General features: G+C 70.6%; 11 protein-coding genes. 4 read left to right on the forward strand and 7 right to left on the reverse strand.

Translation table 11 applies throughout. The annotated features are described in order from the left end of the window. Nucleotides 1-2 precede the first annotated feature (2 nt). On the reverse strand, nt 3-446 hold the full coding sequence (locus ABTX18_RS21495; protein ID WP_352124314.1) for a GNAT family N-acetyltransferase: 444 nt from the start codon (nt 444-446) through the stop codon (nt 3-5). A 293-nt stretch (nt 447-739) separates the two neighbouring features. Between ABTX18_RS21495 and ABTX18_RS21500 the strand changes: the two genes are divergently transcribed. Next, nucleotides 740-1,543: a LuxR C-terminal-related transcriptional regulator gene (locus ABTX18_RS21500; RefSeq protein WP_352124460.1), complete on the forward strand. Its 804-nt coding sequence runs from the start codon at nt 740-742 to the stop codon at nt 1,541-1,543. On the opposite strand, the gene ABTX18_RS21505 is transcribed toward ABTX18_RS21500, so the two are convergent. After that, the gene (locus ABTX18_RS21505) at nt 1,502-1,999 is read right to left on the reverse strand and encodes a MarR family winged helix-turn-helix transcriptional regulator (RefSeq protein ID WP_136328054.1); all 498 of its coding nucleotides are present in this window, start codon (nt 1,997-1,999) and stop codon (nt 1,502-1,504) included. The genes ABTX18_RS21500 and ABTX18_RS21505 overlap by 42 nt on opposite strands. A gap of 89 nt (nt 2,000-2,088) precedes the next feature. On the opposite strand from ABTX18_RS21505, the gene ABTX18_RS21510 reads away from it, so the two are divergent. Both ABTX18_RS21510 and ABTX18_RS21515 read left to right on the forward strand, forming a co-directional pair. Continuing rightward, nucleotides 2,089-2,886 (forward strand): trans-aconitate 2-methyltransferase, encoded by a 798-nt coding sequence (locus ABTX18_RS21510; protein WP_352124315.1) that lies wholly within the window; start codon nt 2,089-2,091, stop codon nt 2,884-2,886. Then, nucleotides 2,886-3,269: a VOC family protein gene (locus ABTX18_RS21515; RefSeq protein ID WP_352124316.1), complete on the forward strand. Its 384-nt coding sequence runs from the start codon at nt 2,886-2,888 to the stop codon at nt 3,267-3,269. The genes ABTX18_RS21510 and ABTX18_RS21515 overlap by 1 nt, the downstream gene beginning before the upstream one ends. Before the next feature lie 49 nt (nt 3,270-3,318). Here the strand turns inward: ABTX18_RS21515 and ABTX18_RS21520 are convergent, their stop codons facing one another. From ABTX18_RS21520 to ABTX18_RS21535, 4 genes are all read right to left on the reverse strand, one after another. After that, on the reverse strand, nt 3,319-5,073 hold the full coding sequence (locus ABTX18_RS21520) for an FG-GAP repeat domain-containing protein (RefSeq protein ID WP_352124317.1): 1,755 nt from the start codon (nt 5,071-5,073) through the stop codon (nt 3,319-3,321). A gap of 102 nt (nt 5,074-5,175) precedes the next feature. Continuing rightward, nucleotides 5,176-6,834, reverse strand: a complete 1,659-nt coding sequence (locus tag ABTX18_RS21525; protein ID WP_352124461.1) for an FG-GAP repeat domain-containing protein — start codon at nt 6,832-6,834, stop codon at nt 5,176-5,178. Nucleotides 6,835-7,115: 281 nt separating this feature from the next. Then, nucleotides 7,116-7,802, reverse strand: a complete 687-nt coding sequence (locus ABTX18_RS21530) for a TetR family transcriptional regulator (protein WP_352124318.1) — start codon at nt 7,800-7,802, stop codon at nt 7,116-7,118. Next, nucleotides 7,799-8,779, reverse strand: a complete 981-nt coding sequence (locus ABTX18_RS21535; RefSeq protein WP_352124319.1) for an acyl-CoA desaturase — start codon at nt 8,777-8,779, stop codon at nt 7,799-7,801. Before ABTX18_RS21535 ends, ABTX18_RS21530 begins: the two co-directional genes overlap by 4 nt. Nucleotides 8,780-9,113: 334 nt before the next feature. On the opposite strand from ABTX18_RS21535, the gene ppc reads away from it, so the two are divergent. Continuing rightward, nucleotides 9,114-11,843, forward strand: a complete 2,730-nt coding sequence (gene ppc, locus ABTX18_RS21540) for a phosphoenolpyruvate carboxylase (protein WP_352124320.1) — start codon at nt 9,114-9,116, stop codon at nt 11,841-11,843. Between the two features lie 26 nt (nt 11,844-11,869). Here the strand turns inward: ppc and ABTX18_RS21545 are convergent, their stop codons facing one another. After that, nucleotides 11,870-12,340 (reverse strand): hypothetical protein, encoded by a 471-nt coding sequence (locus ABTX18_RS21545; RefSeq protein ID WP_352124321.1) that lies wholly within the window; start codon nt 12,338-12,340, stop codon nt 11,870-11,872. Between the last annotated feature and the right edge of the window lie 65 nt (nt 12,341-12,405).

A 12,405-nucleotide genomic window follows, 5' to 3' on the forward strand; every position in this document is an offset into this window, starting at 1 on the left:
GTTCAGACGAGCTCCTTGATGAGCGTGAACTCGGTGAGGCCGGGCGGATAGTCCTCGATCCGCCCGCTCACCTCGTACCCCAGCCTCCGGTAGAAGTCCGGGGCCTGGAAGTCCCACGTCTCCACCCGGGAGCGGGCGCAGGCCCGGTCCGTGCGGGCCACCCGTTCCGCCTCGGCGAGCAGCCGCGAGCCGAGGCCACAACCGCGCAGACGGGGATCGACCCACAGCAGGTCCACATGGAGCCAGTGCGCCCACGTCCGGCCGGTCAGCCCCGCGACGAGCCGGTCCTCGGCGTCCAGCGCCCATACCTCCAGCGGGACTTCGAGCGCGGCGGGCGTATCGCGCAGGGCGCGCAGCCGTGGTGAGCGGGCCGTGTTGTCGTCACGCAGCCACTTGTTCAACAGCTGACGTCGTTCTTTGTCCACTTCTGTCTCAAGACGGAACATGCACCACACCCTAGGACCCCGCTTCGGTCCGACTGCCCGTCAGTTCTGCGAATCTCCCCTCCCGCCGGAGCCGCCGCCCGTACCCTGATGCACAGCGCCGGTGGGGGCCGGTGCTGATTCAGGGGTACGAGAGCGCCGGGTGCGACGCCCGGACGGGGTGGCAGTCGCTGCACGGCGGCGGCCGTGGACTGCGGTTCGGCTCCCCGCCCCGGGCGTCGTACCCGTGCCGGTCCGTCCCTGCCGGGGGCCGCGCGCCTGTCGCGCCCCCCAAAGCACACAGCATGGGGGTGTCTGTGGTCCGTATCCGGGTTCTCGTCGTCGACGACCACCGCATTTTCGCCGAGTCGCTCGCCGCGGCCCTCGCCGCCGAGCCGGACGTCGACGTGGCCGCCGCGGGCAGCGGCCCGGCCGCGCTGCGCTGTCTGGAGCGCGCGGCGTCCGAGGGCCGCGGCTACGACGTGATACTCGTCGACGCCGAGCTGGGCACCGTGCGCCCGCCCGGACGTCCGCCCACCGGCCCGGTCCCGGTGCCCGCCCAGAACAGCGGGGAGAACGGGCTGGTCGACGGCATCTCCCTGGTCGCCGGCATCCGCTCGCTGCGCACCCCCGTGCGTACGGTGGTGCTCGCCGAGAGGGACGACCCGCGCCGGGCCGCGCTCGCCCTCCAGGCCGGCGCCTGCGGCTGGGTCGCCAAGGACAGCTCCCTGCAACGGCTGCTCGCGGTGATCCGGGGCGTGCTGCGCGACGAGACGCATCTGCCGCCCGCGCTGCTCACGGGCGTACTGCGGGAGCTGATGGCGGACCGCAAGCACCGCACCGAGAGCGAACAGCTCGTCGAGTCCCTGACCCCGCGCGAGCACGAGGTGCTGCGCTGCATGGTGGCGGGACTCGGCCGCAAGGCGGTGGCGGAGCGGCTCTATCTCTCCCCGCACACGGTGCGCACCCATATGCAGAACGTGCTGGGGAAGCTCGGCGTGCACTCGACGCTGGCGGCCGTGGCACTGGCCAGGCGGGCGGGCGTAGGACCCGCCGACCTCGATGCGGAGGGGTCGGCGCTAACCGGGGATGTTGTCGAACGGGGCAGTCAACTGGCGTAGCAGCCCGGCCAGTTCGCCCCGTTGCTGACGCGAGAGCTCGCCGAGGATGGCACGCTCCTGGGCGAGCAGGCCGGCCAGTGACTGGTCGGCCTTGTCGCGGCCCTCGGCGGTGAGGCGGACCAGTACGCCGCGGCGGTCGTTGGGGTCGGGCAGCCGCTCGACGAGATTCTTCTTGGTCAGCCGGTCGATGCGGTTGGTCATCGTGCCCGACGTGACGAGGGTCTGGGTGAGGAGCTGGCCGGGGGAGAGCTGGTACGGGGCGCCCGCGCGGCGCAGCGACGTGAGGACGTCGAACTCCCACGGCTCCAGCTGGTGCTCGGCGAAGGCGATTCTGCGGGCCCGGTCGAGATGGCGGGCCAGGCGCGAGACGCGGCTGAGCACCTCGAGTGGTTCCACGTCGAGGTCGGGGCGCTCTCGGCGCCATGCAGCGACCAGTCGGTCGACCTCGTCCTCCATGTGGATCAGTGTAGAGGGTCTGTCGACATGAAGTCTCTTGAATTCAAGTGTCTTGACATCAAGATACTTTTCGGCCGATGCTGGATGCCATGACCGCACCCACCTGGGACCCGCAGCAGTACCTGCGCCACGCGGACCACCGCACCCGTCCCTTCCACGACCTTCTCGCCCGCGTCCCCGAGCTCCCGACCGCCCCCTCTCCCCGCATCGCCGACCTCGGCTGCGGCGCGGGAAACGTCACCGCCCTGCTCGCCGCGCGCTGGCCCCGGGCCCGTATCACCGGCTACGACAACTCCCCGCAGATGCTGGAACGGGCCCGCACCCACGCCACCGCCCTGCTCGACTTCGCCGAAGCCGACGCCGCGGCCTGGTCCCCCGACGAGCCCCACGACCTGATCATCTCCAACGCCCTGCTCCAGTGGGTCCCCGGCCACGCCGACCGCCTCCCCGACTGGCTGGACGCCCTCACCCCCGGCGGCACCCTCGCCCTCCAGGTCCCCGGCAACTTCGACCAGCCGTCCCACGCCCTGATGCGCCGGCTCGCCGAGTCCCCCCACTGGCGCACCCGTCTCGACGGCCGCCTGCGCCACACCGACGCGGTCCTGAGCCCCGCCGGCTACCTGGACCGCCTCACCGCACCCGGCGTCACCGCCGACGTCTGGGAGACCACCTACCTCCACCTCCTGCCCGGTAAGGACCCCGTCCTCGACTGGGTGAAGGGCACCGCACTGCGCCCCGTCCTCACCGCCCTCGCCGACGACGAGGAGGCCAAGGACGCCTTCCTCGCCGAATACCGCGACCTGCTGCGCACCGCCTACCCCGCGGGCCCGCACGGCACCGTCTTCCCGTTCCGCCGCGTCTTCGCCGTCGCCCACCGGGAGAAGTGATGATCGCCGCCCTCGACCACGTCCAGCTCGCCGCCCCCGCAGGCTCGGAGGAGGCGCTGCGCTCGTACTACGTCGACGTCCTCGGCATGACGGAGATCCCCAAGCCCCCCGTTCTGGCCGCCCGCGGCGGCTGCTGGTTCCGGGCCGGCCCGGTCCAGCTCCACCTGGGCGTCGAGGCGGACTTCCGCCCGGCCCGCAAGGCCCACCCCGGCCTGCGGGTCCGGAACATCGAGGCGTACGCCGCCCGGCTGACGGAGCACGGCGCCGAGGTCCGCTGGGACGGCGACCTGCCGGGCCACCGCCGCTTCTTCAGCCACGATCCGGTGGGCAACCGGCTGGAGTTCCTGGAACCGGACGGGGCCCCGCCACCGGAAAACCGGTGACGGGGCCCCGTCGGAACGCGATCGTGCGGTCGCGGTCGCGCGTCGTGGGTCAGTTCAGGACGCTGTACGTGTTCCAGCCGCCGCCGAGCCTGACCGGGTGGGCGAACTGGCCCGAGCCGTTCGAGATGTACAGGTAGAGGCTGCCGTTGCGGTCGACCCCGACGAGGTCGGCCTTGCCGTCCCCTGTGAGGTCGCCGGGTGCGGCCAGCTTCGTGTAGGTGTTCCAGCCCCGGCCCACGGGGAACGGGGACTGGAACGGCCGGTACCTGTCACCGGTGCCCCGGTACATCTTGAGCACCCCGTCGGAGGTGCGGCCCAGTACGTCGGTGAGGCCGTCCCCGGTGAAGTCGCCGGCGCCGATGATCACGCTGTACGTGTTCCAGCCGCCGCCGACCCTGATCCGCGCGGCGAGACCGCTGCCCGTGCCGTTGCCGGGGTGGAGGTACAGCGTGCCGCCGGTGTCGCGGGTCAGCAGGTCGCCCTTCCCGTCGCCGGTGAGGTCGCCGGGGCCGATCGTGAGGTTGTAGCTGCCCCAGCTGTTGCTCATCCGACGTGGATCGCCCGGCGCGTAGCTGTAGTTGTAGACCGTGCCCTCGTGCACGTCCATCAGGTCGACCAGGGCGTTCTCGTTGAGCGAGGAGGCGTAGAAGGGCTTGGCGCCCCTCCACCCGCCGGGACTGCTCAACTGGTCGCGTGGGGTCAGCTTGCCGTTGTTCAGCGACCAGTAGGCCCAGAGGGTGCCCTTGGTGTCGAGCCCGAGAAGGTCGTTCTTGCCGAAGTCCGGGCTGCCGCCCGCACCGGCGAGGAGCGAGGCCGTGTTGAGGCCGCTGCCGCCCGCGACGCGGGTCGCCAGCTCGCCGCTGTCGCCCGTGGAGAGGTAGACAAAGACGTCACCGTTCACTGCGCGGGCGATCAGGTCGCCGCGGCCGTCGCCGTCCAGGTCGTCGGCGCCGATCACCTGGTTGTAGATGTGCCAGCCGTGACCGATCCGGGTGCTCTCCGTGAAGGGGGCCTTCGCCGATCCGGTGCCCGTGTAGAAGTACAGATCGCCGGAGACGGTCCGCCCGTAGAGGTCGGCGATGCCGTCCCCGGTGACGTCGTTCGCCCCGATGAGCTGGTCGTACCAGCCCCAGCCCTTGCCGATCAGGACCCTCGCGCCGAACGGCGCGGTGCTCGTGTTGCCGGTGGCCGGATACAGGTACAGCTCGCCCGCGGGCGTGCGGGCCAGCAGGTCGGCGCGCCCGTCGCCGGTGAGGTCGCCGGGCGAGAGCACCTTGTTGTAGATCTGCCAGCCCTTGCCGGTCCAGCCGGCGTTGCCGGTGCCCGCGCCCGACAGGCCCGCACGGAAGGTGAGCGAGCCGTACGGGGACAGGGTCAGGAGGTCCGCGACCCCGTCCCCCGTCTGGTCGCCGATGGGGATGAGGTCCTTGAACGCCGACGGAACGTTGCCGGGGATCTCGAAGCCGTGCTCCCCGTCAACGCTGCTCGGCGTGGTGCGGAGGTCGGATTCGTAGTTCCGGTAGACGAGGTCCGAGTAACCGTCGCCGTCGAAGTCCGCACGGGGCTTCGAGGCCGAGGCCGCCTGCAGCCGGTCGGTGTGCTCCGGCAGGTTCAGGGCCGGCCGCAGCTCCGCCGAGGAGGCGGGCCGCTCGGTCACCGTGCGCTGCGGTGCGGTGTCGTCGGCCGAGGCCGGGGCGGCCAGCAGCATGCCGGCCGAGAGAACGAGTGCGGTGCAGGCCGCGAGGCGGCGCGCACGCGTGGAACGTGCGGGCACGACGCGACGGCCGGATTCCACAGATGACATGGTCCCCCCAGGGATACGTGGTGAAGCGTCCGCGAGGGCCCCGCCACCGGAAAACCGGTGACGGGGCCCCGTTGGAACGCGATGGTGCGGTCGTGCCGTGGATCAGTACAGGTTGGCGTACGTACCCCAGCCGCCGCCGACCCTGGCCCGGGCGCCGAACTTGCCGGTGCCGGTCGAGGTGTAGCGGTAGAGGTCGCCCTTGCCGTCGACACCCAGGAGGTCGGCCTTGCCGTCCCCGTTGATGTCGCCGGGCGCGGCCAGCTTCTTGTACGTGTTCCAGCCGCCGCCGATGGTCAGGCGCGACTTGAAGGGCTTGGACGCGACGCCCGTACCCGGGTAGAGGTAGAGCGTGCCGCCCGTGGTGCGGGCCAGCAGGTCGGTGAGTCCGTCGCCGTTGTAGTCACCGGCGCCGACCAGCTTGTTGTACGCGTTCCAGCCGCCGCCCACCGTGATCCGCGACGCGAACCCGGCACCCGTGCCGGTACCCCGGTAGAGGTAGAGCGTCCCGCCCGTGGTGCGGGCCAGCAGGTCGCCCTTGCCGTCGCCGCTGAGGTCACCCGGGCCCACGAGGCTGTTGTAGACGCCCCAGCCCTTGCCGATGACGTAGTCGCCGTTGTAGAGCGTCCCGGCGTACAGCTCCAGGAGGTCGGCCCGGCCGCTGTTGGTGAGGGACGACGGGAAGGTGATGTTGGCACCGCCCCAGTTCTTGCCGACCTGCTGCCGGGCGGCGAGCAGGCCGTTGTTCTTCGGGTAGTACCAGTACAGGTTGCCCTGGGTGTCGAGCCCGAGCATCTCGTTCTTGCCGAAGTCGGGGTTGCCGCCCGCCCCGACGAACTGCGACGCCACGTACCAGCCGGTGCCGCCGCCCGAACGGGTGAGGAAGCTGCCCACGCCCGTCGACTCGTAGTAGTACATCGCGCCGGCCGTCGTCCGGGCGAGGATGTCGCCGAGGCCGTCACCGTTGGCGTCGTCGACGCCGATGATCTGGTTGTAGCCGTTCCAGCCGTTGCCGACCTTCACCCGGCCGGTGAACGGCTGGGCGGCCTTGCCGGTGCCGGCGTAGAAGTACAGCTCACCGGCGGGCGTACGGGTGAAGAGGTCGCCGATGCCGTCGCCGGTCACGTCGTTGGCACCGACCAGCTGGTCGTAGGCACCCCAGCCGTTGCCGACCTTGACCCGGGACCTGAACGGGTTGCTGCTGACCGCGCCGTTGGCGGCGTACAGGTACAGCTCGCCCGACGGCGTACGGGCCAGCAGGTCGCCGCGCCCGTCACCGGTCAGATCCCCGGCGCCGACCAGCTTGTTGTACGCCTGCCAGCCCATGCCGGACCAGGTGGCGTAACTGCTGCCGGTGCTCTGGCTCTGGTAGAGCGAGAGCGTGCCGGTGGCGGACAGCGTCAGGAACTCGGGGCTGCCGTTGCCGTCCAGATCGCCGGGCGCGACGAGGTCCTTGAACTGCACGCCGTCCGCGCCGTAGATCGAGTACTCGTAGGAATCCGCGCCGGTCGACGGCTCGACGTACACCTTGCCGTCGATCGCGCGGTACATCGTTTCGCTGTACCCGTCGCCGTCCAGGTCCAGGCGCGGCTTCGCGGGCACGACCGCGGCAGCGGCACCCTCGACGGCCGCCGCACGCGACTTCTGCGCGGGGTGCTTCGGGAGCGTCAGGGACGGCAGCCGGTCGAGAGCCGGTGCGGACTGCTCGACGGCGGTGCGGTTCGGTGCGTTGTCATCGGCCGAGGCCGGGGCGGCCAGCAGCATGCCGGCCGAGAGAACGAGTGCGGTGCAGGCCGCGATCCGGCCGGCGCGCTTCGAGCGCGCGGGCAGGGCACGACGGCCGGGTTCCACAGAAGACAAAGCCCCCCCAGGGGTACGTGTGGTGGAACCGGGAGAAACGCCTTCACAGGTGCATCACGTGCACACTGAAGCATTCCCGGGATGGTCACAGACTCTACAACTGTGACCAGCGGGAATAAAGTGTTTTAGCGATGAACAGTGTCCGGATCCGGCGCACGGCAGGGAGCAATTCAGGACAGCCCCGCTCAACTCTTCCGATGCCCGATCAACCGAGGCTTCGACTCCAGGTTCTCCAGGCCGTGCCACGCCAGATTCACCAGATGGGCCGCGACCTCCGCCTTCTTCGGCTTGCGTGCGTTCACCCACCACTGACCCGTCAGCGCCACCATCCCCACCAGCGCCTGGGCGTACAGCGGCGCCAGCTTCGGATCGAAGCCCCGGGCCTTGAACTCCAGACCCAGAATGTCCTCCACCTGCGTGGCGATATCGCTGATAAGAGAAGCGAATGTCCCCGTCGACTGGGCCACCGGAGAATCACGGACCAGAATGCGGAAACCGTCCGTATACGTCTCGATGTAGTCCAGCAGCGCGAACGCCGCCTGCTCCAGCAGTTCACGCGGATGACCGGCGGTCAGCGCACTCGTCACCATGTCCAGGAGCTGACGCATCTCCCGGTCCACCACCACCGCGTACAGCCCCTCCTTGCCGCCGAAGTGCTCGTACACCACAGGCTTCGACACCCCGGCACGCGCCGCGATCTCCTCCACGGACGTGCCTTCGAACCCCTTGTCGGCGAAGAGGGTGCGACCGATGTCCAGCAACTGCTCGCGGCGTTCCTTCCCCGTCATCCGCACCCGGCGGACTCGCCGGGGCGAAGGTGCACGGGTGTTCTCGCTGCTTGCGCTGCCATCGGTCGCCACGTCCTCAATCATGCCGCGTCGGCCCGAGCGGAGCGCCGCCGGGACTCGATACGCGCGGAGTCGGGCCAGCGCACGTCCGACGCCCAGCCCAGCAGCTCGAACCAGCGGATCAGCCGGGCACTCGAATCGATCTGACCCCGCATCACCCCGTGCCGCGCACTCGTCGGGTCGGCATGGTGCAGGTTGTGCCACGACTCACCGCACGACAGGACCGCCAGCCACCAGACATTGCCGGACTTGTCACGGGACTTGAACGGGCGCTTGCCGACCGCGTGGCAGATCGAGTTGATCGACCAGGTCACATGGTGCAACAGCGCCACCCGGACCAGCGAACCCCAGAAGAAGGCCGTCGCCGCACCCCACCACGACATCGTCACCAGGCCGCCCACCAGCGGCGGAATGGCCAGGGACACGATCGTGAACGAGAGGAAGTGGCGGGAGATCCCGCGGATCGCCGGGTCCCTCATCAGATCGGGGGCGTACTTCTGCTGCGGCGTCCGCTCCTCGTCGAACATCCACGCGATGTGCGCCCACCACAGGCCCTTCAGCAGGGCCGGCAGCGTCTCGCCGAACCGCCACGGCGAATGCGGATCACCCTCCGCGTCCGAGAAACGGTGGTGCTTGCGGTGATCGGCCACCCAGCGGACCACCGGGCCCTCCACCGCCAGCGAACCGGCCACCGCCAGGGCGATACGGAGCGGACGCTTCGCCTTGAACGAGCCATGCGTGAAATACCGGTGGAAACCGATCGTGATGCCATGGCAGCCGATGAAGTACATCGCCACCAGCAGACCCAGATCGAGCCAGCTCACACCGCGGCCCCAGGCCAGCGGCACCGCCGCGACCAGCGCCACGAACGGCACGACGATGAACAGCAGCAGCGCGACCTGCTCGACCGACTGCTTGCTGTCCCCGCCGAGCGTGGCGGGGGGAAGAACCTGACCGTCAGCCGCGTCGGCGGCCTCGATCACTTCGGGGCTGGACTTCATGGGGAGTCCCCTGTGGGTAGGAATGCGAGGGAAACAGCCGGGGCTACGCACCCGTAACCTACGGCATCGTAAGTATGGCAGCGCCGAGCCCCGCCACACGGAAGGACAACGCGGCCGGAACCAACCGGTCCCCTACAAGGCCGCGCCCCTCACGCCTACCCGCGATGAACACCCGGCACCCCTCGGGCCGCGAACAGCACCGACAGCACGGACACCTATCCTGGACACGTCGGACAGCGCGGTCCGCACCCTGCCACCCGGGGGGTCGCGTCGGCACCGCAGCCGGCCGCGGGTCCCGGATCCCGTGCTCAACCACTGCAAGGAGCCGCACACTGTGAGCAGTGCCGACCAGACCCCCGCCGCAAGCCCCGAGCTGCGCGCCGACATCCGCCGCCTCGGCGACCTCCTCGGCGAGACCCTCGTCCGCCAGGAGGGCCCGGAACTCCTCGACCTCGTGGAGCGCGTCCGCGCCCTCACCCGCACCGACGGCGAAGCCGCCGCCCAGCTCCTCGGCGACACGGACCTGGAGACCGCCGCGCAGCTCGTCCGCGCCTTCTCCACCTACTTCCACCTCGCCAACGTCACCGAGCAGGTCCACCGCGCCCACGAGATGCGCGACCGGCGCGCCGCCGAGGGCGGACTCCTCGCCCGGACCGCCGACCGGCTCAAGGACGCGGACCCCGAGCACCTGCGCGAGACCGTCAAGAACCTGAACGTGCGGCCCGTCTTCACCGCACACCCCACCGAAGCCGCACGGCGCTCCGTACTGAACAAGCTGCGCCGCATCGCCGCGCTCCTGGAGAGCCCGGTCATCGACGCCGACCGGCGCCGTCAGGACATCCGGCTCGCCGAGAACATCGACCTCATCTGGCAGACCGACGAACTGCGCGTCGCCCGCCCGGAGCCCGCCGACGAGGCCCGCAACGCCATCTACTACCTCGACGAACTCCACGCCAACGCCGTGGGCGACGTCCTGGAGGACCTGGCCGCCGAACTCGAGCGCGTCGGCGTCGAACTGCCCGCCGGCACCCGCCCCCTCACCTTCGGCACCTGGATCGGCGGCGACCGCGACGGCAACCCCAACGTGACGCCCGCCGTCACCTGGGAGGTGCTGATCCTCCAGCACGAGCACGGCATCACCGACGCCCTCGAACTCGTCGACCAGCTCCGCGGACTCCTCTCCAACTCCATCCGCTACACCGGAGCCACCGACGAGCTCCTCGCCTCCCTCCAGGCCGACCTCGAAGCACTCCCCGAGATCAGCCCCCGCTACAAGCGCCTCAACGCCGAAGAGCCCTACCGGCTCAAGGCCACCTGCATCCGGCAGAAGCTCGTCAACACCCGCGAACGCCTCGCCACCGGCACCCCCCACCGCCCCGGCTGCGACTACCTCGGCACCGCCGAACTCCTCGCCGACCTCACCCTCATCCAGACCTCCCTGCGCAAGCACAAGGGCGGCATCGTCGCCGACGGCCGCATGGACCGCACCATCCGCACGCTCTCCGCGTTCGGCCTTCAGCTCGCCACGATGGACGTACGCGAACACGCCGACGCCCACCATCACGCCCTCGGCCAGCTCTTCGACCGCCTCGGCGAGGAATCCTGGCGCTACGCCGACATGCCGCGCGACTACCGGCAGAAGCTCCTCGCCAAGGAGCTCCGCTCCCGCCGCCCCCTCGCCCCGACCCCGGCCCCGCTCGACGCCGCGGGCGAGAAGACCCTCGGCGTCTTCCACACCATCAGCCAGGCCTTCGAACGCTTCGGCCCCGAAGTCATCGAGTCCTACATCATCTCGATGTGCCAGGGCGCCGACGACGTCTTCGCCGCGGCCGTCCTCGCCCGCGAAGCCGGACTCCTCGACCTCCACGGCGGCTGGGCCAAGATCGGCATCGTGCCGCTCCTGGAGACCACCGACGAGCTCAAGGCCGCCGACGTCATCCTCGACGAGATGCTCGCCGACCCGTCCTACCGCCGCCTCGTCTCACTCCGCGGCGACGTCCAGGAGGTCATGCTCGGCTACTCCGACTCCTCCAAGTTCGGCGGCATCACCACCTCCCAGTGGGAGATCCACCGCGCCCAGCGCCGGCTCCGCGACGTCGCCCACCGCTACGGCGTACGCCTGCGGCTCTTCCACGGCCGCGGCGGCACCGTCGGCCGCGGTGGCGGCCCCTCGCACGACGCGATCCTCGCGCAGCCGTGGGGCACGCTGGAGGGCGAGATCAAGGTGACCGAGCAGGGCGAGGTCATCTCCGACAAGTACCTCATCCCGGCCCTCGCCCGCGAGAACCTGGAACTGACCGTCGCGGCCACCCTCCAGGCCTCCGCGCTGCACACCGCCCCCCGCCAGTCCGACGAGGCCCTGGCCCGCTGGGACGCGGCCATGGACACCGTCTCGGACGCCGCCCACGCCGCGTACCGCAAGCTCGTCGAAGACCCCGACCTGCCCACGTACTTCCTCGCCTCCACCCCCGTGGACCAGCTCGCCGACCTCCACCTGGGCTCGCGGCCCTCCCGCCGCCCCGGCTCCGGCGTCTCCCTCGACGGACTCCGCGCCATCCCGTGGGTCTTCGGCTGGACCCAGTCCCGCCAGATCGTCCCCGGCTGGTACGGCGTCGGCTCCGGCCTCAAGGCACTGCGCGAAGCCGGCCTGGACACCGTCCTGGACGAAATGCGCGAACAGTGGCACTTCTTCCAGAACTTCCTGTCCAACGTCGAGATGACCCTCGCCAAGACCGACCTGCGCATCGCCCGGCACTACGTCGACACCCTCGTCCCCGACGAGCTCAAGCACGTCTTCGACGCCATCGAGGCCGAACACGCCCTGACCGTGCAGGAAGTCCTCAAGGTCACCGGCAACACCGAACTCCTCGGCACCAACCCCGTACTCCAGCAGACCCTCGCCATCCGCGACGCCTACCTGGACCCGATCTCCTACCTCCAGGTATCCCTGCTGGCCCGCCAGCGCGAAGCAGCCGAACGCGGCGAAGAAGCCGACCCGCTCCTCGCCCGCGCCCTGCTGCTCACCGTCAACGGCGTCGCCGCCGGACTGCGCAACACCGGCTGATCACCGCGGACGCGGGCGGGGGCCTCTCACAGGGCGATGAACGTCGCCACGAGCAGGACCCCGCCCGCGATCCCGGCGCCCCAGCCCACCCGGGGCAGCCGCAGACCGCCCCCGATCACCAGCCCGGCCAGCACCAGCGCCCCGCCGAACGGCACCCACGCATGCAGAAAGCCCGGCGTCCCGGTGCGTACGACCTCGAAGGTGCCCGGCTTCACGACGACGGGGAAACGGTCACCCTTCTTCGCCGCCACGGACTTCTCCACCGACACCCGGGAGCGGGCCGCCCCGCCGTCCGTCGGCGCGTAGGGGCCCGTGCACACGTCACTGCCACAGCCCGTGACCGTCATCGTCCCGTGCTCACGGCCCTTGGCCAGCACGATGTGATGCGCCGAGTCCCACGAGGACCACACACCCGCGACCAGCAACACCAGGACGACACAGCCGAGCGCCGCGCTGCGGCCGTACAGCACGGCCCGGTGGGAGGAGCTCCGCTTCATGGGGGCCGATCCTTGGCCAGAGCCCTGCGATCGGTCAAGCCGTGGCTGAAAACAGCAGGGTTACC

Source organism: Streptomyces sp. NPDC096323, assembly GCF_040302845.1.
Classification (GTDB): domain Bacteria; phylum Actinomycetota; class Actinomycetes; order Streptomycetales; family Streptomycetaceae; genus Streptomyces.

Bases quoted from the DNA above. Each gene is read 5' to 3' on its own strand.
- ABTX18_RS21505 (WP_136328054.1), bottom strand. From the start codon at position 1,999: ATGGAGGACGAGGTCGACCGACTGGTCGCTGCATGGCGCCGAGAGCGC.
- ABTX18_RS21495 (WP_352124314.1), bottom strand. From the start codon at position 446: ATGTTCCGTCTTGAGACAGAAGTGGACAAAGAACGACGTCAGCTGTTG.
- ABTX18_RS21510 (WP_352124315.1), top strand. From the start codon at position 2,089: ATGACCGCACCCACCTGGGACCCGCAGCAGTACCTGCGCCACGCGGAC.
- ABTX18_RS21535 (WP_352124319.1), bottom strand. From the start codon at position 8,779: ATGAAGTCCAGCCCCGAAGTGATCGAGGCCGCCGACGCGGCTGACGGT.
- ABTX18_RS21545 (WP_352124321.1), bottom strand. From the start codon at position 12,340: ATGAAGCGGAGCTCCTCCCACCGGGCCGTGCTGTACGGCCGCAGCGCG.
- ABTX18_RS21520 (WP_352124317.1), bottom strand. From the start codon at position 5,073: ATGTCATCTGTGGAATCCGGCCGTCGCGTCGTGCCCGCACGTTCCACG.
- ABTX18_RS21525 (WP_352124461.1), bottom strand. From the start codon at position 6,834: ATGCTGCTGGCCGCCCCGGCCTCGGCCGATGACAACGCACCGAACCGC.
- ABTX18_RS21530 (WP_352124318.1), bottom strand. From the start codon at position 7,802: ATGATTGAGGACGTGGCGACCGATGGCAGCGCAAGCAGCGAGAACACC.
- ABTX18_RS21515 (WP_352124316.1), top strand. From the start codon at position 2,886: ATGATCGCCGCCCTCGACCACGTCCAGCTCGCCGCCCCCGCAGGCTCG.